Origin of the sequence: Devosia aquimaris (assembly GCF_020169335.1) — a bacterium.
GTDB classification, from domain to species: domain Bacteria; phylum Pseudomonadota; class Alphaproteobacteria; order Rhizobiales; family Devosiaceae; genus Devosia; species Devosia aquimaris.
Genome location: NZ_JAIEZN010000002.1, coordinates 1003730 through 1027189, shown reverse-complemented (window position 1 = coordinate 1027189; position 23460 = coordinate 1003730). Strand labels below are relative to the sequence as shown.

17 protein-coding genes and 1 riboswitch are annotated in these 23460 nt (G+C 64.3%); of the genes, 9 read left to right on the top strand and 8 right to left on the bottom strand.

Features of this window, described 5'->3' with window-relative positions:
- Positions 1-7: 7 nt before the first annotated feature.
- Both K1177_RS17705 and K1177_RS17700 read right to left on the bottom strand, forming a co-directional pair.
- Positions 8-2314, bottom strand: coding sequence for a putative bifunctional diguanylate cyclase/phosphodiesterase (locus tag K1177_RS17705; protein ID WP_224705460.1), 2307 nt, complete (start codon positions 2312-2314; stop codon positions 8-10).
- Between the two features lie 31 nt (positions 2315-2345).
- Positions 2346-3434 (bottom strand): FecR family protein, encoded by a 1089-nt coding sequence (locus K1177_RS17700; RefSeq protein ID WP_224705458.1) that lies wholly within the window; start codon positions 3432-3434, stop codon positions 2346-2348.
- A 250-nt stretch (positions 3435-3684) separates the two neighbouring features.
- Positions 3685-3790: riboswitch (guanidine-I (ykkC/yxkD leader) on the top strand.
- A gap of 110 nt (positions 3791-3900) precedes the next feature.
- On the opposite strand from K1177_RS17700, the gene K1177_RS17695 reads away from it, so the two are divergent.
- From K1177_RS17695 to uca, 6 genes are all read left to right on the top strand, one after another.
- Positions 3901-4935, top strand: coding sequence for a putative urea ABC transporter substrate-binding protein (locus tag K1177_RS17695; protein WP_396120251.1), 1035 nt, complete (start codon positions 3901-3903; stop codon positions 4933-4935).
- Between the two features lie 70 nt (positions 4936-5005).
- Positions 5006-5821 (top strand): ABC transporter permease, encoded by an 816-nt coding sequence (locus K1177_RS17690; RefSeq protein WP_224705454.1) that lies wholly within the window; start codon positions 5006-5008, stop codon positions 5819-5821.
- Complete coding sequence (locus K1177_RS17685; protein WP_224705452.1) at positions 5821-6642, top strand: ABC transporter ATP-binding protein; 822 nt, start codon at positions 5821-5823, stop codon at positions 6640-6642. The genes K1177_RS17690 and K1177_RS17685 overlap by 1 nt, the downstream gene beginning before the upstream one ends.
- A gap of 3 nt (positions 6643-6645) precedes the next feature.
- Positions 6646-7449 carry an urea amidolyase associated protein UAAP1 gene (locus K1177_RS17680; RefSeq protein WP_224705450.1) on the top strand — a complete coding sequence of 268 codons (804 nt, stop codon included), beginning with the start codon at positions 6646-6648 and terminating at the stop codon, positions 7447-7449.
- A 14-nt stretch (positions 7450-7463) separates the two neighbouring features.
- Positions 7464-8072, top strand: coding sequence for an urea amidolyase associated protein UAAP2 (locus K1177_RS17675; protein ID WP_224705448.1), 609 nt, complete (start codon positions 7464-7466; stop codon positions 8070-8072).
- A 41-nt stretch (positions 8073-8113) separates the two neighbouring features.
- The gene (gene uca, locus K1177_RS17670; protein ID WP_224705446.1) at positions 8114-11638 is read left to right on the top strand and encodes an urea carboxylase; all 3525 of its coding nucleotides are present in this window, start codon (positions 8114-8116) and stop codon (positions 11636-11638) included.
- 115 nt (positions 11639-11753) lie between these two features.
- On the opposite strand, the gene K1177_RS17665 is transcribed toward uca, so the two are convergent.
- The 6 genes from K1177_RS17665 to K1177_RS17640 all read right to left on the bottom strand — a co-directional run bounded on the left by K1177_RS17665 (position 11754) and on the right by K1177_RS17640 (position 20219).
- A complete protein-coding gene (locus K1177_RS17665; protein WP_224705444.1) occupies positions 11754-12683 on the bottom strand; it encodes a VOC family protein in 930 nt (309 codons plus the stop codon).
- Between the two features lie 158 nt (positions 12684-12841).
- The gene (locus tag K1177_RS17660) at positions 12842-13579 is read right to left on the bottom strand and encodes an FAD-binding oxidoreductase (protein ID WP_224705443.1); all 738 of its coding nucleotides are present in this window, start codon (positions 13577-13579) and stop codon (positions 12842-12844) included.
- On the bottom strand, positions 13572-14177 hold the full coding sequence (locus K1177_RS17655) for a sulfite oxidase-like oxidoreductase (protein WP_224705441.1): 606 nt from the start codon (positions 14175-14177) through the stop codon (positions 13572-13574). The genes K1177_RS17660 and K1177_RS17655 overlap by 8 nt, the downstream gene beginning before the upstream one ends.
- A gap of 116 nt (positions 14178-14293) precedes the next feature.
- Positions 14294-14788 carry a chemotaxis protein CheW gene (locus K1177_RS17650; protein WP_224705439.1) on the bottom strand — a complete coding sequence of 165 codons (495 nt, stop codon included), beginning with the start codon at positions 14786-14788 and terminating at the stop codon, positions 14294-14296.
- Complete coding sequence (locus K1177_RS17645) at positions 14788-16593, bottom strand: methyl-accepting chemotaxis protein (protein ID WP_224705437.1); 1806 nt, start codon at positions 16591-16593, stop codon at positions 14788-14790. The genes K1177_RS17650 and K1177_RS17645 overlap by 1 nt, the downstream gene beginning before the upstream one ends.
- 542 nt (positions 16594-17135) lie before the next feature.
- Positions 17136-20219: an alpha-mannosidase gene (locus K1177_RS17640; protein WP_224705435.1), complete on the bottom strand. Its 3084-nt coding sequence runs from the start codon at positions 20217-20219 to the stop codon at positions 17136-17138.
- A gap of 333 nt (positions 20220-20552) precedes the next feature.
- Here K1177_RS17640 and K1177_RS17635 point away from each other — a divergent pair, with 333 nt between their 5' ends.
- From K1177_RS17635 to K1177_RS17625, 3 genes are read left to right on the top strand one after another with little or no spacing between them, the layout of a single operon-like run.
- A complete protein-coding gene (locus K1177_RS17635) occupies positions 20553-21707 on the top strand; it encodes an extracellular solute-binding protein (RefSeq protein WP_224705433.1) in 1155 nt (384 codons plus the stop codon).
- 9 nt (positions 21708-21716) lie between these two features.
- Entirely contained in the window at positions 21717-22613 is an 897-nt protein-coding gene (locus K1177_RS17630) for an ABC transporter permease (RefSeq protein ID WP_224705431.1), read from the top strand.
- Positions 22610-23425, top strand: coding sequence for an ABC transporter permease (locus K1177_RS17625; RefSeq protein ID WP_224705429.1), 816 nt, complete (start codon positions 22610-22612; stop codon positions 23423-23425). Before K1177_RS17630 ends, K1177_RS17625 begins: the two co-directional genes overlap by 4 nt.
- Positions 23426-23460: the final 35 nt, after the last annotated feature.

Genomic DNA, 23460 nt, shown 5'->3' with positions numbered 1-23460 from the left:
GCGGCCATCAGGCCGCAGCGCGGGCGCCAAACTGCAAATCCGATGCCGGGCCGGGGCGGCCGAACAGATAGCCCTGCCCGACATCGCAACCGATCCGTTCGAGATAGGCACGCTGCTCTTCGGTCTCGATGCCTTCGGCCACCATCGTCTTGCCCAGGCGACGCCCCAGGCTCACGGTGGTCTCGAGCAGGATCTGGCTGTCCATGCTGGGCAGGCCGCGCACAAAGCTCTGGTCGATCTTGATCTTGTCGACCGGCAGCTTGGCCAGATAGCTCAGGGACGAATAGCCCGTCCCGAAGTCATCCAGCGCAATGGCGCAACCCAGTTCGCGCAGGGCCTCCAGCGTTGCCAGGGTCTTGGGATCGTTGTGCGCGCACAGGCTTTCGGTAATCTCGATATCCAGTCGATTGGCGGGAAAGCCGGAGCTGGCGAGCGCCTCGCGCACGCTGGCGAGCAGGTCGCCGTGGCGGAACTGCATGGCTGACACATTGACCGACAGGCGCCCGTCCCAGGGCCAGCTGGCGGCCTGGTGACAGGCATCGCTGATCACCCAGTTGCCGATCTGGGCGATCAGGCTCGATTCCTCGGCCAAGGGAATGAACTGGGCCGGCGAGACATCGCCCAGTTCGGTGTTGTGCCAGCGGACCAGGGCTTCGGTGCCGATCAGCGCGCCGGTGCGCAAGCAGACCTGGGGCTGGAACATCAGCTGCAGCTCATTGCGATCCAGTGCGCTGCGCAGGGACAGATCCAGCAGGCGGGTGGACTTGATCTGCTCGCTCATGGCCGGCTCGTAGCGCGCGATGCCGTTGCGCCGCTTGCGCGCGACACGAAGGGCGACTTCGGCCTGGCGCAGCAGTTCGGCACTGTCACTGTAGACATTTTCGGACGAGGTGATGCCAAAGGCCGGATCGGCGACAACCGTGTGGCCATCCACCAGGAATGGCTCGTTGAGCGTGCGCGTTGCGCAGTCGAGCAGCCGGGGCTTCTCGCTGACCGGCAGCACAAAGGCAAAGACATCGGTGCTCAACCGGCTGGGCAGTACATTGCCCAGCGCCTGCAAACGGTGGGTCACTTCACGGGCCACCAGCTCGGCAATCTCGTTGCCCAGCGTTGCCGAAACCTGGGCGAGGCGGGGCAGCTGCACAGCGACGACCCCATAGGGCTCGGTGGGGGCGCCTGCCCCTGCCAGCGCATCAATCAGACCCTGGCGCGACAGGGCGCCGCTGGCAGCGTCGTGATGGGCGAGATAGGTGAGGCGCTGTTGCTGCTGCCGGCTCTGGCGCCAGCGCAGTGCGCGCTCGTCGAGCATGAGCACGGCGAGCCCGGCAAAGATCATCACGTGAACGACAACCGTATCGAAGACGACGGCGTCGAGCTTGAGCGCCAGGAGCGCCACGACTTCAAGCGCCAGCCCGACGGCAAGACCGAGCGCCGACAATTTGCCAAGGGACAGGCGACGGCCGAGCAGCAGCAGCATGGCCAGGGCCGCACTGGCGACAAGGCTCGCCGGCGCGATGGAGGCATCGACGATCTGGCGATCGGCCTTGAGGGTTTCGGTGGCGGCAATCTGAATGAGCGCCCCGGGCAGCACACCAAAGCGCGGAACACGGAAATTGTCCTTGAGTTCGACGGCGCTGGCGCCAACCACCACCTGGCGGTTGCGCACGGTTTCGGGATCGAGCGTGCCGGCCAGGATATCCTGCGCCGAGATCCGCCGAACGCCCGACAGATCGATGGCAAAATCGATGCCGATCGATTGCGCGCGGGGCACCGCGCCGTGCGCCAGCGCCAGGGCCAGCGGCGGAATGGCCACGCCAGGAATGAAGGCGGGAAAGCTCTCGACAAGCGCGGTTCCGTCGCCATCCACATTGACGAGAACCGGTTCGGCGAGGCGCGCGAATTCAGGCAGCGGTGTGTTGAGGATCAACTGGCCACTGGCGGTGGTCTGGGCGAAGGCAGCCAGCCGTGCATAGCCGCCCGCACGATCGAGCGCGGCGGCGAAAGCGGCGTCTTGGGCAGGGGTCGAGGCGGCGCTGAAATCAATGTCGAAAGCGACATCGCTGGCGCCCATGTCCATCAGCCGATCCAGCAGGTCAGCATAGACGCTGCGCGGCCATGGCCAGACGCCCACTTCGGCCAGACTTGGCGCATCAATTTCGACAAACACGATGTCGCCGCTGGCCGGGCTGGAGGCCAGTTCGTAGCGAAAGGACTTCAGAGCCTGGTCCACCGGCTGGAACCAACCCAGCGTGCTGCTGCCCAGGCCGACGAGCAGCAGGCAGATGAACACAAGGGTGCGCTGGGTGAGGCTCATGGGATTGATCGATGGCGGTCTGGGAGACCGGTCATTTATCCTTGTTGCGGTTGAGAATGCCCGTGACGCTGCCGCCCGCGTTGCTGAACTCGCTTCGGCCAGCGCCATTGCTGTTGCCACCGGCATTGCTGACTGGACCGCTCAAGCCAAGGTCGACAGACACGTCCACCGATGCCCCCGCGTCCACGCTCAGGTGCGCGTTGCCGCCGGCATTGCCATTGCCGTTGCCGCCGGCATTGCTGTTGCCGGAATTGCCATTGCCGTTACCGCCGGAATTGCCATTGCCGTTACCGCCGGCGTTGCTGTTGCCGGAATTGCCGGGGCTGACACTGACGGATACGGCGTTTCCGCCCGCATTGGCATTGGCACTGGCATTGACGGAATTGCCATTGTCGCCGCTGCTGCCACGGCCGTTGCCATTGTTCGATTTCTCGACGGTGAAGTCTGCAGCGGCGCTGTTTTCGCTCTTACCGGCACCATTGCTGCGGCCCGGGGAGGCAACAGACGTGCTCTCGTCGGCAACCGGCAAGTCCTCGGTGGTACCAGGAATGACGGGCTCGCCGCTGAAGCGGTAAACGGCGACATTGCCTGATCCAGATACGCTCAGCGGCTCATCCTGGCCGACGGTGGCTTCCTGGCCCGGGCGGATGTCGGTGACGAGGCTGTTTTCCTTGTCCTGAACCTGAACGACGCCGCGCTGGACGTCGACCGTGGCGCCACGCTCATCGGCGCGCACGACAAAGCGCGTGCCCTTGACGACTGCTGCGAGATAGGGCGTCTGCACGGAGAAATGCTGCACATTGCGGCGCTCGGCCTCAACCGCGACGACGCCGAAATCCTGATAGACCGTGGTCATCAGGGCATCGCCAGCGTCGCCCAGGCGGATCTGGGTGTCAGCCGAGAGCGCGATCGTCTCGGCATTGCGGCGCAGCTCGGCGCGTCCATCGGCGCCCGTGCGGATTATGCGATTGCTGGGGATGACATCACCGCGCGCGACGGGTCGCCAGCTGCCATTGACCTGCTGCACGACGGAGCCACGCAGTCGTTCGATGGTCCAGTCGGCCGCGGCAGCGGGCAGAATGGACGCAAACAGGACCAGGAGGGCAAACCAGAGTTTCATCGTGACCACCACGCAGTGTCATACCAAGGGGAGACCCTGCGCCAGGGTGGTTGCCAAGGCCTTACGACGCCCGCGCGTTTTCAATCCACGGCGGACTGAAATGTGCCTAAGGTGAAGCAAAGATAAACAGGAACGCTGTCCAGCATTGCAGCAGAATGCCCAGAATTTATTCAGCCAACGGCCAGAGCTGCTGCCGGAGCAGCATAAAAGGCGGCGATTGGACTTGGCATGTGCCTTGCATTGTAGGGGGCGAGTAGGGTGCTAGGGTTCCGGTATCGCAAGATATGTCTGGTCCGAGAGCACCCGGCCTCCGGGAGAGCCGGACGGATGCACGGCGGGACAAAAGCCCGGGAGACCTCGATAGCCAAGGGATTGGCACGACGGTTTCTGCTGATCCCTTTTTGTGAACGCGCAAAAGGGACTAGAGATGAAGCAGCTTACCAAACTCCTCGCCAACACCGCGCTGATGGGCCTGATTGGGCTGGCCCTCGCCCCTGTGGCTCAGGCCGAGACCAAGACTGACTTCAAGGTCGCCTGGTCGATCTATGTCGGCTGGATGCCCTGGGGCTATGCCGCCGACACCGGCATCGTCCAGAAATGGGCCGACAAATATGGCATCACCATCGAGGTGACCCAGTTCAACGACTATGTGGAGTCGATGAACCAATATACCGCCGGCGCCTATGATGCGGTGACGCTGACCAATATGGATGCGCTCTCCATCCCGTCGGCTGGTGGCGTCGACACGACGGCGGTGATCGTTGGCGACTATTCCAATGGCAATGACGCGGTGATCCTGAAAGACCAGACCGATCTGGCCGCCATCAAGGGGCAACCGGTCAATCTGGTGGAATTCTCGGTGAGCCATTACCTCTTGGCCCGGGCGCTGGACAGCGCCGGCATGAGCGAGCGCGACGTCAATGTGGTCAATACGTCGGACCCGGACATGGTGGGCGCCTTCCAGACCCCTGATGTGACTGCCATGGTCACCTGGAACCCGATGGTGTCGGAAATCCTGGCCCTGCCCGGCGCCAGCAATGTGTTCGACAGCAGCAAGATCCCCGGCGAAATCATCGATCTGATGGCGGCCAATACCGAAGTGCTGGCCGACAACCCCGACTTCGGCAAGGCGCTGGTGGGCATCTGGTATGACACCATGGCAGTGATGACCGCCGATACCCCCGAGGGCGCTGCGGCGCGTGCGGCCATGGGTGCTGCCTCGGGCACGGACCAGGCCGGCTTTGAAGCGCAATTGGCCGCGACCAAGCTCTTCGCAACGCCGTCCGATGCCGTCGCCTTCACGGCTGCACCCGAACTGGGCACCACCATGGACCATGTCCGCACCTTCCTGTTCGACAAGGGCCTGTTGGGCAGTGGTGCGCCGTCGGCCGATGTGATCGGCATCGAACTGCCCGATGGAACCATTCTGGGCGACGCCAACAATGTGAAGCTGCGTTTCACCACCAGCTACATGCAGATGGCGGCGGACGGCGCGCTCTAGTCCCAAGCTAGTTCTGGTGCGTCCGCCCATGGGCGGCGCACCAGAGTGCGTGCCCCGGAGGGGAACCCTGATGCGTTGGATCAATCGAAAGCCCAGCCCGGGCGTGCGGACGCTGCTGATGCTGGCGCCGTTCGTGCTGCTGGTGATCGCCTATGGCCTGGGCTCGATGGCGAGGCTGGCCGACAACCCCAGCGACAAGCTGTTGCCGGCGCTGGGGACCATGGTCGATGCGATCAACCGCATGGCCTTTGTCCCCGATGTGCGCACCGGCGAGTACGTGCTGTGGAGCGACACCGGCGCGAGCCTGGGGCGCTTGTCCATCGCGCTGGGCCTCTCCACGCTGATCGCGCTGGTGACCGGCATGGTGGTGGGCATGTTGCCCTATGTTCGGGCGCTGCTGGCCCCGTTCATTGCCACAATATCGATGGTGCCGCCGCTGGCGCTCTTGCCGATCCTCTTCATCGTGCTGGGCCTGGGCGAGACGGCCAAGATTGCGCTGATCGTGATCGGCGTCGCGCCGGCGATGATCCGCGACCTCGCCTTGCGGGTGCAGGAGCTGCCGCGCGAACAGATCACCAAGGCCGAGACGCTGGGCGCGTCGTCCTGGCAGATTGCGCTGCGCGTGGTGCTGCCGCAAATCCTGCCGCGGCTGATCACCTGCCTGCGGCTGCAGCTGGGGCCGGCCTGGCTGTTCCTGATTGCAGCTGAGGCGATCTCGGCCGATTCCGGGCTGGGCTATCGCATCTTCCTCGTCCGCCGCTACCTGTCGATGGATGTGATCTTTCCCTATGTCGCCTGGATCACGCTGTTGGCGGTGATCGCCAATTTTGCCCTCGACCGGTTGCGCATCGCCGTCTTCCCTTGGTCCAATCTGGAGGCGCGCTGATGAGCGAGATCGTCTTCGACAATGTCTGGAAGGAATATGGCGACCAGATCGTGCTGGAGAAAATCAGCCTGAGCATCGCCTCGCGCGCGTTCGTTGCGCTGGTGGGGCCATCGGGCTGCGGCAAGACGACGTTTCTCAAGATGCTGCTAGGCGAAGAGGCGCCGACGCAGGGGCAGATCACCATCGACGGCGTGCCGCTGGTGGCCGAGCCGGGTCCGGACCGCGGCGTGGTGTTCCAGCGCTATTCGGTGTTTCCGCACCTGACCGTGCTGGGCAATGTGATGCTGGGCAAGGTGTTCAGAGCGGCGCCGGTGACGGCGCGGCTGTTCGGCGCGGCGCGGCGGGCTGCACGGGACGAGGCCATGGCGCTGATTGCCGAGGTGGGCCTTGCCGGATCGGAGGACAAATATCCCGCGCAGCTGTCGGGTGGCATGCAGCAGCGGCTGGCGCTGGCGCAGGCGCTGATCATGCGGCCCAAAGTGCTGTTGCTCGACGAGCCGTTCGGCGCGCTCGACCCCGGCATCCGCGCCGATATCCATGTGCTGATGAAGCGGCTGTGGCACGAGACCGAGCTGACCGTGGTGATGGTGACCCATGACATGCGCGAGGCCTTTACGCTGGGCACGCGGGTGATCGCCTTCGAGCGGCCGCGCGACCGGCCGGAGGAGCGCGAGCGCTATGGGGCGCTGCTGAGCCGCGACATCGACATCTGGCCGCCGCGCATTGCCGGCGCGCCGCTTTCCAATACCCCGGACCAGGACGACCTGGTCGCACCCTTGGGTCATGGCCAGGACGACCTGGCGCCTACGCAAGGAGGTTAGGCCATGAGCCGGACTGAACAACAGATTGCTGCCGACCGCGCCCGCTATGAGGAGCATCAGCGCAAGGGGCTCGAGAATGCGCCGCGCGCCCTGCCCGGCCCCAGCGCCATCCCGCCGGCGCCGATTGCCGAGGATGCCGTGATCCATCGCGAAACGGTGCCGGGCGGCTGGTATTGGTGGAGCCGGCTGCGCGCGGGCGAGAGCCTGCGCATCAGCCAGGACGCGGGCGCGTCGAGCGTTGCCCTGACGGCCTGGAGCCTGGCCGATGCCAGCGAGCGACTGAACCTGCCGGACACCATCAAGGTGCAGTGGACCACCGCCATCGAGCGCGGCCGGGTGCTGTTCAGTGACATGGGGCGGGTGATGGTCTCGATCACCGAGGCGGGGTCGAGCGGGCATGATGGCTTGATGGGCGGATCGACCGCGGCGAGCAATGCGCGCTACCCCGGTGAGACGCGGAACACGCGGGACAATCTGGTGCTGGTGGCGGGCAAGCTGGGGCTGGATCGGCGCGACATTGGCTCGGTGCTGACGCTGTTTGCACCGGTGCGTGTGGACGAGACGGGCCAGTTCAGCTGGCAGAGCGATTTGCAAAGGCCCGGCGACTTCATCGATCTGCGCGCAGAAATGGACCTGACCATCGCGCTGTCGAACTGTCCGCATCCGCTCGACCCCAATCCGGACTATGCGCCCCAGCCGGTGAGCGTGACGCGCTTCCGCCTGCCGGTGGCTGCCGACGACCTCTGCCGCACTGCCACTGCCGAAGCCGTGCGCGGCTTTGCCAACAATGCCCTGCAGATCGCGTGAGGGGGGAGAACGCCATGACGACGACCGAACACTTCATCCCCGCCGAAAAGCCCTGGTCGGGGCTGGTTCGCAAGGGCCAGACGATCACCATCATCGATGTCGAGGGCCAGCAGGCGGTCGATACGCTGTTCTACCGCGCCGATGATTTTTCCGAGCGCTATAGTTCGCAGGACACGCTGCGGACCCAGGGCAGCGCCTATGTCGGGATCGGAACCAGGCTGGTCTCCAACGAAGGCCGGGTGATGCTGACCGTGACCGCCGACAGTTGTGGCCGGCACGATACGTCTGCCGGAGCGTGTTCGTGCGAAAGCAATACGGTGCGCTTTGGCCATGAGACACGGTATCTGCACGCCTGCCGCGACAATTTCCTGCTCGAGGTCAGCAAGCACGGCATGGGCAAGCGCGATATCGTGCCCAATATCAACTTCTTCATGAATGTGCCGATCGCTCCCTCCGGGCAGATGACCATTGTCGATGGCCTGTCGGCGCCGGGCGACCGTGTCAGCATGGTGGCCGAGATGGACGTGCTCTGCGTGATCTCGAACTGCCCGCAGATCAACAATCCCTGCAATGGCTTCAACCCCACGCCGATCAGGGTGGTGATTTCGGGGGACGCCGTATGAGCGCGATGTCGAGCCTCCGTCCCGGCGGGGAGATCTAGACCATGTTCAGCAAGATCCTGATTGCCAACCGCGGCGAGATCGCGGTGCGGGTCATCACGACCCTGCGTCGGATGGGCATTGCCTCGGTGGCCATCTATTCCGACGCCGACCGGTTCAGCCCCGCTGTGTCGCTGGCCGACGAGGCGGTGCGGCTGGGGCCAGCGCCAGCCAGCCAGAGCTATCTCGATGTCGAGGCGGTGATTGCCGCCTGCAAGGCGACCGGCGCCGAAGCGGTGCATCCCGGCTATGGCTTTTTGAGCGAGAACATCGGCTTTGCCGAGCGGCTGGCGGCCGAGGGCATTGTGTTCATCGGGCCGACGGCGGCCAATATCGCGGCCTTCGGGCTCAAGCATACGGCGCGCGAACTGGCGCAGAGCAGCGGCGTGCCGCTGCTGCCCGGCAGTGGGCTGCTCGGTGACAGCGCCGCGGCATTGGCGGCGGCCGAGGCCATTGGCTATCCGGTGATGCTCAAGAGCACGGCGGGCGGCGGCGGCATCGGCATGTCGCTGTGTGCCGACGCCCAGGCGCTGGAGTCGGCCTTTGCCAGCGTGCAGCGCACGGCCACGGCGAGCTTTGGCGATGCGCGCGTCTATGTCGAACGCTTCGTCAGCGATGCCCGGCATGTGGAAGTGCAGATCTTTGGCGATGGCCAGGGCCAGGTGATTGCGCTGGGCGAACGCGACTGCTCGCTGCAGCGGCGCAACCAGAAGGTGGTGGAAGAGACCCCGGCCCCGGGCCTGAGTGACGACACCCGGGCAAGGCTGCACAAGGCGGCAACCGATCTGGGCAAGGCCGTCAATTATGCCTCGGCCGGCACGGTGGAGTTCATCTATGACCCGGTGCGGGCGGACTTCTATTTCCTTGAGGTGAACACGCGGCTGCAGGTGGAGCATCCGGTGACCGAGGCGGTGTTCGGCATTGACCTCGTCGAATGGATGATCCGCCAGGCGGCAGGCGAGGATGTGATCGGCGCAGCCGGGGTGCTGACGCCCAAGGGCGCGGCCATCGAAGTGCGGCTCTATGCCGAAATCCCGCATGCCAATTTTCAGCCCAGCGCCGGGCGACTGACCGAGGTGCATTTCCCAGAGACGGCGCGCATTGATGGCTGGATTGCCACCGGCACGGAGGTCACCAGCTTCTATGACCCGATGCTGGCCAAGATCATCGTCTCGGCCCCCGACCGGCCCGCGGCGATTGCCGCCCTGCGCCAGGCGCTGGCCGAGACGCGCGTCGCCGGGATCGAGACCAATCTGAGCTATCTGCGGGCCATTGCCGCATCGGATCTGTTTGCCAGCGGCAGAGTGGCAACGACGGCGCTGCGCGATTTTGCCTTTGTGCCCGATGTGGTGGAGGTGCTGACCCCAGGGGCGCAATCGAGCCTGCAGGAACTGCCGGGACGGCTGGGCCTGTGGCATGTGGGCGTGCCGCCGAGCGGGCCGATGGATGCGCGCAGCTTTGCCCATGCCAATCGGCTGGTGGGCAATGGTGACACCGCCGCTGCGCTGGAACTGACCGTGGCCGGGCCGAGCCTGCGCTTCCATGCGCCCGCGACCGTGGCGCTGGCTGGCGCGACCATGCCGATGACGCTCGATGGTGCGCCGGTGGCGCATGGCGCGGCCTTTGCCATTGCCGCTGGACAGGTGTTGCGCATCGGGGCCGTGGATGGTGCCGGGCAGCGGGCCTATCTCGCGGTGGCTGGTGGGTTTGACGCGCCGGTGACGCTGGGCTCGCGGGCCAGTTTTGGGCTGGGGCAATTCGGCGGCCATGCCACCGGGGCGCTCAAGGCCGGCGAAGTGCTGCATCTGGCGCGGGCCGCGCAGAGCGATGTGCGGGCGGCCGAAGCGCCGGCGCCGCTGAGCCGGCACTGGGACGTAGGGGTGGTCTATGGCCCGCATGGCGCGCCGGACTTTTTCCTCGACGAGGATATCGAGACGCTGTTCTCGACGCACTATGAGGTGCATTTCAACAGCGCCCGCACGGGCGTGCGGCTGATCGGGCCGGCGCCGAAATGGGCGCGGCGCGATGGTGGCGAGGCGGGGCTGCATCCATCGAACCTGCATGACAATGCCTATGCCATCGGCGCCATCGACTTCACCGGCGACATGCCGATCATCCTGGGGCCGGATGGGCCGAGCCTGGGCGGCTTTGTCTGCCCGGCGGTGATCGCGGCGGACGAGCAGTGGAAGATGGGCCAGTTCAAGCCCGGCGATACCATTGCCTTCCACCCGGTGGCGCGGCCGGACGACCCCATCGCGGGCCCGGCGCTGGCGAGCGGCGGCGCGGCGATTGTGGGCCAGCGCAGCGATGGGCCGGTGGAGGTGGTTTATCGCCGCCAGGGCGACGATAATCTCTTGGTCGAATATGGCCCGATGGCGCTCGATATTGCGTTGCGGCTGCGGGTGCATCTGCTGATGCAGGCACTGGAGGCGGCGCCGCTCGAGGGCATTATCGACCTCACCCCCGGCATCCGCTCGCTGCAGGTGCATTACGACAGCGGCAAGCTGAGCCGGCGGCGGTTGCTGGCCGTGCTGGGGGAGATTGAGGCCGGGCTGCCGGCGGCGGAGGATGTGGTGGTGCCCAGCCGCATCGTGCATCTGCCGCTGTCGTGGAACGACCCCGACATCCAGCTGGCGATGCGCAAATATCAGGAGCTGGTGCGTCCCAATGCGCCCTGGTGCCCGGACAATATCGAGTTCATTCGCCGCATCAACGGGCTCGAAAGCATCGAAGCGGTGCGGCAGACCATCTTTGATGCCAGCTATCTGGTGCTGGGGTTGGGCGACGTCTATCTCGGCGCGCCGGTGGCGACGCCGATCGATCCGCGCCACCGGCTGGTGACCACCAAGTATAATCCGGCGCGGACCTGGACGCCGGAGAATGCGGTGGGCATCGGCGGCGCCTATATGTGCATCTATGGCATGGAGGGACCGGGCGGCTATCAACTGTTCGGGCGCACCATCCAGGTGTGGAACACCTGGCGCAGCACGCCGGCCTTTGCGCCGGGCAAGCCCTGGCTGCTCAACTATTTCGACCAGATCCGCTTCTTTCCGGTGAGCCCGGCGGAACTGGCCGAGGCGCGGGCAGCGTTTCCGCATGGCGCCTATCCGATCCGCATCGAGGAGACCGAGTTCTCCTATGCCGACTATGCCGCGACGCTCAAGCGCGAGGCGGAGAGCATTGCCGCGTTCAAGGCGGGGCAGCAGGCGGCCTTTGAGGCCGAGCGCAGTCGCTGGGCTGCCGAGGGGCTGGATAGCTTTGTGGCCGATGATGCCGGCAATCAGGCGGTGGAAGGCGACATGCCGCCGGGCTGCTTTGGCGCGGCCAGCAGCGTGCCGGGCAATATCTGGAAGATCCTGGTGGCGCCGGGCGACAGCGTGGCCGAGGGCGATGCGGTGGCGATCATTGAATCGATGAAGATGGAAATCACCGTCTCGGCACAGGCGGCCGGCGTGGTGCGCGAGGTGAGGGCCGGACCGGGCCGCAATGTGCGGACCGGCGATGTGATCCTGGTGTTGGAGGGGGGCTGAGCAGCAGGGTCGCGGGAGGACGTGGCCACTGAAAGCCCCCCTCCCCGGCCCTCCCCTCAAGGGGGAGGGAGGGCAAGGGCGGCGGCATTGGGGATGACCCCGCCTTTGCGTTGCTTCAGGCCAAAGGCTGGAGGCTGGCTTCGAGCCGGCCACGCAGATGCTCATGCTGGGTCGGCAGCTTGAGCGCCTGGCCCAGGTGCGCGGTATCCTCGTCGCGATCAAAGCCGGGCTCGTCGGTGGCGATCTCGAACAGCACGCCGCCGGGGGTGCGGAAGTAGATGGCCCAGAAGTAGTCGCGGTCGATGACCGGGGTCACCTGATAGCCGGTGTCGAGCAGGGCATTGCGCACCGCCAGCTGGGCAGCCCGATCCTTCACCGAGAAGGCGATATGATGCACCGAGCCGGCGCCGAGCTGGCCACGGCCGAGATCGGGAATGGTCTCGATATCGATGAAATCGGCGCCATTGCCGCCGGGAATCGCCAGCCGCTTGATGCCCTCATGGGTGTCGACGGGCTGATAGCCCATAAAGCCCAGGAGTTCCTCGGTGGCGCCGCTGTCGCGCAGGCGCAGCGAGGCCGAATGGAAGCCACGGATGCCCTCGGCGCTGGCAATGCCATTGCCCACGAAGGCGGCGCGACCATCATCCTCGGTCTCGACCAGGGCGAAGAAATCGCCATCGGGGCCGCGGAAGGTCAGCCGCTGCTGGCCGAAGCTTTCGTCGCGGCCGACACCGGTGACGCCCTGAGCCTCCAACCGCTCGGCCCAGAAGCCCAGGCTGCCCTTGGGGACGGAGAACACGGTGGTGCCGACCTCGCCGGTGCCGAAGCGGCCGCGGGCGATGTGGGGGAAGGGGAAATAGGTCATCACCGAACCGGGCGAGCCGACCTCATCCCCATAGTAGAGGTGATAGACGCTGGGCTCGTCGAAATTGACGGTCTTCTTCACCCGGCGCAGGCCGAGGGTGTTGGTGAAAAAGTCGTTGTTGACCGCCGCATCTGCAGCCATCGACGTGACGTGGTGCAGGCCGTTGATCTGGTTGAGCATGGCAATCTCCTGATGCCGGTCACAGGGACCGTGTGTTTGCTTGCCCTCAAGATGGGGGAAGCGCCTGCACAACAGAAGCAGAGGCGCGGACAACGGATTGTTGTCGATTTCTGAACACACGCCGCGGATTGATCGGGAGATGCGGCAGGTCAGCCAGATCAGCCGCCGTAGCGCTCAGTGCGGATCGTGTCGGCCGGGACGCCCAGGGCGACCAGGGCATCGGCGGCGGTGTTGACGAAGCCATTGCTGCCGCAGATGAAGCTCATGGCCGGCGGCGCGGGCAGCAGTGCCAGCGCCTCGCTCAGCATGGCGGCATCGATGCGGCGGCCATAATCCTCGGGGCGCAGAGGCGCACTGCGGCTGAGCGCAAAGCGCAACAGCGGGCCATCGGGCCGGGCGGCATCGGCCAGCAGTTCGTCGCGATAGAGCACATCGTCCCAGCTGCGGCTGGCCTGCAGCAGCAGGGTGGGCGTGGCAACACCCTGTTGCCGCCGCTGGCGCAGCATGGCCATCAGCGGCACAAGGCCGGAACCGCCGCCGAGCAGCAGCAACGGGCCGGCGTCGGTGGGGCGCCAGACGAAATGGCCGCCCAGCGGGCCGCGCAGCTCGATATCATCCCCCACTGCGGCGACCTCGTGGAAGAATGGCGAAACCTCGCCGATGGCAATGCGCTCGATGGACAGCTCGATGGTGCTGCCGTCGTCGGGCGCCGAGGCGATGGAATAGCTACGCATCGCCTGATAGGCGTCGGGCGCGGTCAGGCGCAGATCGACATGCTGGCCGGCCCGGTGGCGAAAGGGGCGCTCCAGCGTGAAGAAGAAGCTGGTGATCTCGGCTGTCTGCGGCACGATGGCCGCGATGCGGGCGGTCTGCCAGCCGGTATCGGCATCAGTCATGGGTGTAGCGCTGCTCGCGCCAGGGATCGCCATAGATGTGATAGCCGCGCAATTCCCAGAAGCCGGCCTCGTCGCGCTCGGTGAACTGCAGGCCATTGATCCACTTGGCCGATTTCCAGAAATAGAGATGCGGCACCAGGAGACGCGCCGGGCCGCCATGGTCGCGCTCGAGCGGCTTGCCGGCGTATTTGAGCGCCACCATGGCCTTGCCGGTGACGAGGTCGGCGGTCGGCACATTGGTGGAATAGCCGTCAAAGCTGTGGGCGAGCGTGAAGGGCGTGGGCGGCTCGATATAGGCATCGGCCAGGATGTCGTCGATCAAGACGCCTTCCCACTGGCTGTCGAGCATGGACCAGGTGGTGACGCAGTGAATGTCGCGCACCATTTTGGTCATGGGCAGGGCGTTGAACTCATCCCAGGTCCAGGTCTTGACCGGGCGCGGCCCGATCTTGAGCGTGAAGCGCCATTTCTCGGGGGTGATGTGGGGCGTGGGACCGGCCGACAGCACGGGGAAATAGTCAACCAGATGCTGGCCTGGTGGAATACGATCCGTCGGCTCGGTATTGCGAGGGCGGCCGGTGAATCCGCGAGTGACCATGACATGAGCTCCGGGCCACGGGGAGGCGCGGCCGACAGGGAGCAGTCTGGATCAGGAAGGCGCCGCGCCGCAAGTGCATCCCCAAGGATGCTGGTTTGCGCGGCGCGCCGTTGCGGTTAGTTGTCGGGGAAGAGCGCGGCCAGGTTGAGAATGGCGATCAGGCGATCTTCATTGCGGATAAGGCCACCCACCACTTCGCCACGGCCGCCGCGCGGCACGGGCTGGCAATCAGCGCCTTCGGCAAAGATGATATCGGACACGGCATCGACCAGCAGGCCGACATCGCTACCGGGCAGCGAGACCACCAGCACAACCTGGCTGGCGCTGGTTTCGCCATAGCCGCCACCGACGCCCAGCATGGTGGCCAGATCGTAGACCTGGATGATGCTGCCGCGAATATCGAGCACGCCCTTGGCACCATAGGGCTGATTGGGCAGCTCGGTGGTGGTGGAGCCGCTGCGGATCTCGCGCACGGCCATGATGTCGATACCGTAGGACTTGTCGCCGCAGGTGAAGGTCACGAACTGGTTGGCAGAGGCCGTGGGCGCCATGGCATCGGGATTGCCCAGATTGCCAACGTCATTGCTTTCAAAATCCAGTGCAGCGTCCATCAGAATTCATTCCAATCTTCAGCGATTGCCGCATTGCCATGCGTGCCATAAGAGCGTGCCGCGCTCCTGACGGCGGCCTTAACCGGCCGGGTTGTGGCGGGACGCGGCGCAGCCGTGACCTCTGAACGCTGAGCTTGCCCGTCAATTACGAAGATTTCGACAATACGGTCGAGTTCACTGGCCTGACCTTCGGTCTGCTCGATGGCAGCGTTGGTTTCTTCGACAAGTGCAGCATTATGCTGGGTCATCTCGTCCATCTGCCGCACGGCGGTGGTGACTTCAGAGATGGCGTTGGACTGCTCGGCGCTGGCCGAAGCGATGGCGTTCATCAGCTCGGTGTTTTCGCGGGCGCTCGACAGCATGGAGGTGAGCTTGCCGGCGGCATCGGCCACCAGACGCGAACCATCCTTGACGTCATTGGCCGACTGCTCGATGAGCGCCTTGACCTCGCTGGAGGCACCGGCGGCGGACTGCGCCAGACGACGCACTTCGACGGCCACCACGGCGAAGCCCTTGCCGGCATCGCCAGCGCGGGCCGCTTCCACAGAAGCGTTCAGCGCCAGAAGGTTGGTCTGGAAGGCGATGTCATCGATCATGCCGATGATGTTGGAGATCTTGGACGAAGAGGTCGAGATGCGCTCCATGGCCGTATTGGCCTGGGACATGACCTCGCCGCTCTCTTCGGCCGTGTGCGAGACGATGCGGGCCTTGGCGTTGGCCTGTTCGGCGCGCTTGGCATTCTGGGTCACAGTGCCGGCCAGCTGCTCCATGGCAGCAGAGGTTTCCTCGATGGCCGCAGCCTGCTTGGTGGTGCGCTCGGCCAGATCATTGGCGCCGGAGAGGATTTCGCCGGTTGCGGTCTTGAGGGTGCTCGAGGTGGTGCGGAGCTGGGCCACGATGGCGGCAAAGCGCTCGACAGTGTCGTTGAAGGCGACGCGCACGGGCTCAAGATCAGCGCCGAACGGGACTTCGATCCGGCAACGCAGATCGCCGTCGGCCAGCCTGGCCAGATTTTCACCCAAGGCGCTGACGGCGCGTTTGCGCGCGGTGATATCGGTGGCGTATTTGACGACCTTGTACACTTTGCCATTGAGGTCGAAGATGGGGTTGTAGGACGCCTGGATCCAGACCTCCCTGCCGCCCTTGCCAATGCGAAGATATTCGGCTGACTGGAATTGCCCACCCGCCAGAGTCGCCCAGAATGCCTTGTATTCAGGGCTCGCGACCACGGCTGGCTGGACGAAGATGGAGTGGTGACGACCCTTGATCTCGCCGAGCTGGTAGCCCATTGCGTTGCAGAAGTTCTCGTTGGCGGTCAGGATATCGCCCGTGGGCGAGAACTCGATGACGGCCTGCGACTTGCCGATGGCATCGATCTGACCGCGGGCATCGGCTGATTGCAGCTTGGTCGCCGTGACGTCAGTGGCAAATTTGATGACCTTGTAGACTTTGCCGTCCTGATCGAAGACTGGGTTGTACGATCCCTGAATCCAGACTTCCTTGCCGGCCTTGCCGATGCGCTTGTATTCTGAGGCCTGGAATTCGCCGCGGCGCAGAGCTTCCCAGAACTCTTTGTAGTCCTGTCCGACCGCGTCGGACGGCTGCAGAAACATGGCGTGCTTCTGACCGACCACTTCGCTCAGCTCATATCCCAGGAGATTGAGGAAGTTCGGATTGGCGCGCAGGATCGTGCCGTCGAGGGCAAATTCGATCACTGCCAGCGACTTAGACATCGCCACTAGAATATTCGAGGAGTCTTCGAGCTGCTGCCGCTTGGCGCTGCCCATAAACATATTCAGTCCCATCTGCTTCAACCTCCACGCGCCGACGACCAAAGTCCCGGGCTAATCTGAAACAAGTATGGATGACGACTCTTAACGAAAGCCGAATCTTGAATTGTTTTTTGAATTTCGGGAAAGCGGGCAAGTACAAATCAAATATATAGTAATACTTAAGACTATAGTGCGACCAAATTGTCTATGCTGTGACGCTTCAAAGTCACGAAAGCCGTAGATCATAATGATCATACAGAAAATTGTGAAGCATAGCGAATTTGCTTCCTCGAAAGAAGTTAAACTATATTGCTGCAATCCCCTGCCTGTCGATACAGGGTCGCGCAGGATATGATTCCTCTATGGATTTTAAGAACCCCGCCCCGTCGTTTGTTTCCGCGCAGGAATCTAGTTCGAGGCAAATGCCTATCGATGCGGACAATTGCTCAAATCGGCGCAAGGAAACAGAAACGCTAAGCCAACAGTCTCGCAGCAAAGGATTTTTTTGGGGGCGCTGAGGGGCGGGCCCAACCATTCGCGGCGTTTCGCGAATGGCAGGGCCCGCAAGGGTGCGTCTAGAAGCGGATCGAGGCCAGGTGGAAGGGTGTGAAATCGGCCGCCGACGCCTGATCGACAGGACGCTCCAATCCATCGACAGCCTGCGCCGTGCGCCCATCGGGGAGGACGACATCGAGATGACCGCGACGCCCGGCGGCTTCGGACAGACGCAGCACATAGCCATCGCCGGATTCGGCCGGCTTGAGCGCATGCAGGCGCATGTCCAGGCCCGACCACTGCACCGGGGCAATGTCGTAACCGGCATCGGCACTGGCCGGCGTGAAGCGCAGCGGATCGACCAGCAGGTCGGCTTCGGACTGCACCTCGGGGCTCCACCAGCGACCATCATGGGGCATGATGGCATAGGTGAAGTGGTGATGCCCCTCGTCGGCCAGCATGTCGGGATACATCGGCCCACGCACCAGGCTGAGGGTCATCACATTGCCCTTGGCCGAGAAACCGTATTTGTCGGCCGACAGCAGCGCCGCACCCCAATCGGCCTCGCCCAGCGACACAAAGCGGTGGCCACAGGCCTCGAACTGCGCCTGCTGCCAGGTGGTGTTGTCGTGGGTGGCGCGCTGGGTGACGCCGATGGCCTGATCAAACGCCGCCTGCTCGGCCAAGACGGTGACCGGGAAGACCGCGCGCAGGTAGGTGCGGCGATCGTGCCAATCGATATCGGTGACGATGTCGAGACGCGGGCTATTGCTCCACAGGCGCAGCTTCTGGGTGATGCGGCTGGCGCTGAGCGTGCGCACGACGGTGATCTCACCAAGGTGCGGGCCGGTCGCGGTGACGCTGCAGCTCTCGAGATCGAGCAGTTCCTCGCCGCCCAGCGAGAAGCCCGGCTCGATGTCCCAGGCGTCGTAGTTGCGCGGCAGATCGTTGCGATAGACCATCAAGCGGTTGGCCGCGCCGTCGATCAGCTCGCGGTTGCGACGCTTGTCGAACATGGAGGCGATGCGGCCATGTTCATCGATGGTGACGCGGACCAGATCGTTCTCCAGCTGGCGCTCTGAAACGGTGACCTTGCGGGTGCCGGCTTCGGCGACAAAGCCGACGCTGAGTGGCGCCAGGGCGCGATCGGACGCGGCGACATAGAGATCGCCAACCTGCTGCGGGGCCAGGCTTTGCGGCAGCGGCTCATGGGACTGGATCTGCCAGTGTGGCTTGGCGGTGCCGGAGAGATTGGCGACGGCAAGGCCGGCGGTGGCGCCGCTGTTGGCGGTTGCCATGCGTACGAGCGCCTGGGCTGCAATGGCCTCGCTGCGGGCGACAATGCCTTCGAGCTCGGCCTCGGTCTGCAAATAGGCTTCGCGGATGGAGGAGCCGGGCAGGATGTCGTGGAACTGGTTGCGCAGCATCAGCTCCCAGTCGTCGGCCAGGTCGGGCATGTCGGCGCCAGCGCCGGCCAGGGCCGCCAGCACGCTGCTGGCTTCGGCCGCCACCAGGGCCAGTTCGGCGCGCCGGTTGAGCTGCTTGGTGCGGGCCTGGGTGGTGAGGGTGGCGCGATGGTATTCAAGATACATCTCGCCCGACCACACGGGCACGGCCGCGTCGCGCAGCTCGGCACTGATGGTGTCGATATGCTGCTGGATATTGCCATGGGTGATGGCGGGCAGCTGCGGCATCAGATTGAGGATGGGGAAGGCCTCGATCTGATCGGGATCGGGACCGCCGCCGCCGTCGCCCCAGCCATAGGTGGCGATCACCGTGTCGCTGAGATCCTTGCCGGCATGCTTGCTCCAGACTTCGTCCAGCGCCTGGGGGCGCATGAGCATGTTGTAGCCGTCATTGTCATAGGCGTTGTAGGTGTGCACCAGGACGGTGGAGCCGTCGTTGCCTTTCCAGCGGAACAGGTTCTCGGGCATCTTGTTGGTTTCGCTCCAGCTCACCTTGATGGTGACGAGCGTCTCGATGCCGGCATGGACCATGATCTGCGGCATGGCACCGGTGAAGCCGAAGGTGTCGGGCAGCCAGGCGGTGCGGTTGATCTCGCCGAAATGGCGCTCGAAATAGGCCTGGCCGAACAGGAACTGGCGCATGAAGGCTTCGGCCGAGGGCATGTTGGTATCGCATTCGATCAACATGCCGCCGTTGACTTCCCACTTGCCCTCGGCAACGCGCTGCTTGATGGCCTCGAACAGGGCCGGATCTTCCTGCTCGACATGCTTGTAGAAGAGCGAGGAGGACTGCAGGAAGGTGAACTCGGGGTGCTTGTGCATCAGCGAGTTGACGCTGTTGAAGGTGCGCACGATCTTGCGCACGGTCTCGGGCTGGGGCCAGAGCCAGACGTAGTCGATATGGGCATGGCCGGTGGCCAGGATCTTGCCCTGCTTGGGATAGCTCTGGCGCAATTCGGCCAGGCCATCGTCGATGGCAGCAATGGCCGCCTCGACCGAGGCCAGGGCGGCATCGCCCAAAAGGCCCGGCGTATTGGTGGGCTCGAAGCTGCGCTCCCAGATGCGGCGGGCGCGGGTCTGATCGGCGAGGCGCGGGCCGACGATTTCGGTGGCTGTGGGCAGGCGCAGCTGCGCGATGCCGATCTCGGCGACATCGCAGAGCGAGCGGGCCAGCTCGGCATCCTTGACGGTCAGCGCCGTGCTGCGGATGGTCTCAATGCGGCGACGCAGGGCGCGCATCTGCGGCGCGACACTGACGATCTCGGCAATCTCGAGCCGCGGGTTGCGATTGGGAATGCCGAACAGCGAGCGCGCGGCCACTTCGGCAACAATGACAAAGGGCACCTGCGGCAGCGGCGCAAAGCGCTTGTGCTGGGGATTGGCGCCAAAGGCGTCGAGCTGGCTGCCGTCTTCGGCCAGAAGGCGCACCATGGCCTCGCCGCCAAAATCGAGGCGCAGCTCGGCATCGGCGCGGCCGGACACATCAACCAGGCCGGAGCGGAAGCGGTGAATGCCGAAGCGGTTGGACCAGGCATCGCCGACATGGACAGTGCGCACCTCGCCCTCGGGCGATTCAAGCGTCCACGGCCCGATGGGGCTGCGATCATGCAGTTCCCAGGCGGAGAGCTCCTCCTGCCAGGTTTCGAGATGGTCGGTCAGCTGCTCCAGATTGCGCTGACGATCTCTGTAGTGACGCATTTGGTATCCTCCTGAGTATTCGCAAGTGTCGACTTCGGCGACCAATCGCGTCCGATCACGGAATAATTTATCATACTGGATTTAAGATGGATGTGGGGCAAAAGTCCACATTTACGGGCGTTTTTCCACGAAATTGGCGACGCAATAGGGGGAATCTCGGGCCGGAATCCTGGCTTGACACATCGGATTAAATGCATGTTAGCTGATTAAGTTTCGTGGCGAGAGCCCTGGGCGCGACAAATGACAGCGAGGCGGAGCGAAATGCAATGTCGAATGCCCATGCACCAGTGCCAGCACAGCAGATAGCGCAGACCGGGAAGTTGGAGGTAGATCATGGTTATGAAGCGTCGTGAATTTCTGAAGGGCACCGCAGCCATTGGGCTGGGCGGTGTGGCGGCCGGGCTGATGGGCCGGACGGCGCTGGCGGCTGAGGGCACGCTGGACATCTTTTTCAACAGCGACACCAATGTGGTGGAATTCTGGGGCTCGGCGATCAAGCCGGCGTTCGAGGCCGCCAATCCCGGCACGACGCTGAACCTGGTTTCGGGCGGCGGCGGCGCTTCGATGAACGCGCTGGCCGAGCGCGCCTTTGCGGCGCTGCAGTCTGGCACCGATCCGCAGATCGACATGATGGAGGCCATTGGCCCCTACCACCCCGAAGGCGCCATCGAGGCCGGCCTGTGGGATGACTTCTCGACGCTGAACCTGTCGAACATGAGCAAGGTGAACCCGGCGGTCATCGACAACCAGTGGTCCCTGCCCTATCGCGGCTCGCAGGTCGTGATGATGTACAACAGCGAGAAGGTGCCGACTCCGCCCAAGACCTTCGAGGAGCTGGTGGCCTGGATCAAGGCCAATCCGGGCCAGTTCGCCTATGCCCGCCCCGATCTGGGCGACAGCGGCGCCTGCTTTATCGAGCGCGCCCTGCAGGAAGTGATGGGCCGCGACGAGAGCCTGTTCACCAATGAGAACTACACCCCCGAATATGCCGAACCGATGTTCGCCAAGCTCTGGGTGCTGCTCAATGACATCGCACCCTCGCTCTACAAGGGCGGCGAATATACCGGCGGCAACACGCCCTCGATCCAGCTGCTGGCGAGCGGCGTGATCTCGATGACCATTGCCTGGTCGGACATGGCCCTGGTGGCGATGAACGAAGGCGTGGTGCCCGAGACCACCGCGGTGGCGCAGCTGCAGGACCTGGCTTTCATCGGCGGCTATTCGAGCGTGCTGGTGCCCACCAATGCGGCCAACCACGAGATGTCGCTGAAGCTGGCGGATTTCCTGATCTCGCCGGAGGTGCAGAACAAGGTGGTGACGGACCTCGGCGGCTTCCCCAGCATCAACTGGTCGGAAATGTCGCCCGAGCTGCAGGCCAAGTTCGCCAATGTGGCGACAACCTCGATCCCGACGTTCCCGGGCCCGTGGGAGCCGGCCCTGTTCGACGGCTGGTACCGCAACGTCGCCTCGAACCTGACCCGGAGCTGACGCAGGACCATGAGCGACACGCTCTCCAGCGCCACGGCCCCGGCGAGCGCGCCGCTGACGAAGTGGAGGCCCACGGGCCTCCTCTTCATCGCCGCTCCAATCCTGTTGATCGCGATCTTTCTGTTCTATCCGGCGCTGCGCAGCATCTGGGGCACGATTTATGTGCGCCAGCCGGACGGCAGCTATGCCTTCTCGATCGCGAGCTATCTCTATTTCTTTTCCGACAGCTATAGCCTGACCAATCTGGGCCGCACCTTCTGGACCACGATCGTGACCATGGTGCTGCTGATCGCCATCAACCTGCCGATCGCCATCTATCTGCGCTTCTCGGGCAGCCGCCTTGCGGTGTTCATCCAGGTGCTGGCGCTGTTTCCCATGTTCGTGCCGGGCATCGTCATCGTCTATGCGCTGATCCGCTATCTCGGCCCCAATGGCCTGTTGCAGACCCTGCTCGAAGTGGTGGGCATCGGCGGCTTCCAGTCGCCATATCTGACGCCGTGGGGTCCGGTGATCGGCATGGTATGGGACGCGATGCCGTTCACGCTGCTGGTGCTGACCGCCGGCATGTCGGGCATTGCCACCTCGGCCATCGAAGCGGCGCAGGATGTGGGCGCAGGACGGTTGCGGATCCTCTTCAGCATCATCCTGCCGCAGATCAAGAATTCGCTCTTGGTGGTGACCTCGCTCAATTTCCTCGGCCTGTTCGGCCAGGCCTTCATGCCCTTCATGCTGGGCCCGACCTCGCCCGAAATGATGGGACCGTTCATGCTGCGCACCTTCTCGACGGTTCGTGACCCGCTGCAGGCGGCGACACAGGCCACCATCGTCTTCGCGCTGTGCTCGGTGGCGGGGCTGGCCTATGTGCGCTCAATTGCGCGGCGCCGCGCAGCGGAGCTGGTGAAATGATCGGCTTTATCAAACGGCTTGACTGGCCCGGCTATGTGCTGGCGCTGTTCCTGATCTTCTTCATCCTCTTGCCCATTGTGACAGTGTTCCTGTGGGCCTTCACCGAGCAGTGGTTCTATCCGTCGGTGCTGCCGACCAAATGGGGCCTGCGCTACTGGTTCAAGGTGCTTGAGCGGCCCGATGTCTGGGCAGCGTTCTTCACGTCGCTGCAGCTCTCGGCCATCGTGACGGCGCTCTCGGCCGTGATCTGCCTGCCGGCCGCCTATGCCTTTGCGCGCATGGAGTTTCCGGGCAAGCAGTTCTTCATGATGAGCTTTCTGATGGGCAATGCGTTCCCGCGCTTTGCGCTGATCATCTCGATCGCCGTGCTGTTTCTGAGCCTTAATCTGGTGGGCACCTATCTCGGGGTAGTGATCATCCAGCTGCTCAACACAATCCTCCTGATGATCTGGCTACCCACGGCGGCGTTCCAGGCCGTGAGCAAGAATATGGAGGAGGCGGCCATGGACGTGGGCGCCTCGCCGCTGCGCGTGTTCTGGCACATCACCCTGCCGCAGGCGCTGCCGGCCATTGGTGCGGCGCTGCTGATGACGTTCGTCTGGACCTTCTATGAAACCGAAGGTGCCTGGCTGGTGGGGGCGCCGCGCGTCCAGACCATGCCGCTGCTGATGATGTCGATGATCAACAACCAGCTGGTGGTGCAATATGGCGCCGTGCTGTCGGTGGCATTGTGGGTGCCCTCGCTGATTGCCCTGCTGATGGCGCGCCGGGTGATGGGCTCGGACTCCTTCGCCAAGGGGCTGGGCGCATGATGATGGCCGCTGTGTTTTCCAAGAGTGAGTATTGA

Excerpts from the sequence above, each read along its gene's own strand:
- K1177_RS17635 (WP_224705433.1), top strand. The coding sequence starts at position 20,553 with ATGGTTATGAAGCGTCGTGAATTTCTGAAGGGCACCGCAGCCATTGGG.
- K1177_RS17680 (WP_224705450.1), top strand. The coding sequence starts at position 6,646 with ATGAGCCGGACTGAACAACAGATTGCTGCCGACCGCGCCCGCTATGAG.
- K1177_RS17650 (WP_224705439.1), bottom strand. The coding sequence starts at position 14,788 with ATGGACGCTGCACTGGATTTTGAAAGCAATGACGTTGGCAATCTGGGC.
- K1177_RS17700 (WP_224705458.1), bottom strand. The coding sequence starts at position 3,434 with ATGAAACTCTGGTTTGCCCTCCTGGTCCTGTTTGCGTCCATTCTGCCC.
- K1177_RS17645 (WP_224705437.1), bottom strand. The coding sequence starts at position 16,593 with ATGGGACTGAATATGTTTATGGGCAGCGCCAAGCGGCAGCAGCTCGAA.
- uca (WP_224705446.1), top strand. The coding sequence starts at position 8,114 with ATGTTCAGCAAGATCCTGATTGCCAACCGCGGCGAGATCGCGGTGCGG.
- K1177_RS17685 (WP_224705452.1), top strand. The coding sequence starts at position 5,821 with ATGAGCGAGATCGTCTTCGACAATGTCTGGAAGGAATATGGCGACCAG.
- K1177_RS17640 (WP_224705435.1), bottom strand. The coding sequence starts at position 20,219 with ATGCGTCACTACAGAGATCGTCAGCGCAATCTGGAGCAGCTGACCGAC.
- K1177_RS17675 (WP_224705448.1), top strand. The coding sequence starts at position 7,464 with ATGACGACGACCGAACACTTCATCCCCGCCGAAAAGCCCTGGTCGGGG.
- K1177_RS17690 (WP_224705454.1), top strand. The coding sequence starts at position 5,006 with ATGCGTTGGATCAATCGAAAGCCCAGCCCGGGCGTGCGGACGCTGCTG.
- K1177_RS17695 (WP_396120251.1), top strand. The coding sequence starts at position 3,901 with ATGGGCCTGATTGGGCTGGCCCTCGCCCCTGTGGCTCAGGCCGAGACC.
- K1177_RS17705 (WP_224705460.1), bottom strand. The coding sequence starts at position 2,314 with ATGAGCCTCACCCAGCGCACCCTTGTGTTCATCTGCCTGCTGCTCGTC.
- K1177_RS17625 (WP_224705429.1), top strand. The coding sequence starts at position 22,610 with ATGATCGGCTTTATCAAACGGCTTGACTGGCCCGGCTATGTGCTGGCG.
- K1177_RS17660 (WP_224705443.1), bottom strand. The coding sequence starts at position 13,579 with ATGACTGATGCCGATACCGGCTGGCAGACCGCCCGCATCGCGGCCATC.
- K1177_RS17630 (WP_224705431.1), top strand. The coding sequence starts at position 21,717 with ATGAGCGACACGCTCTCCAGCGCCACGGCCCCGGCGAGCGCGCCGCTG.
- K1177_RS17665 (WP_224705444.1), bottom strand. The coding sequence starts at position 12,683 with ATGCTCAACCAGATCAACGGCCTGCACCACGTCACGTCGATGGCTGCA.
- K1177_RS17655 (WP_224705441.1), bottom strand. The coding sequence starts at position 14,177 with ATGGTCACTCGCGGATTCACCGGCCGCCCTCGCAATACCGAGCCGACG.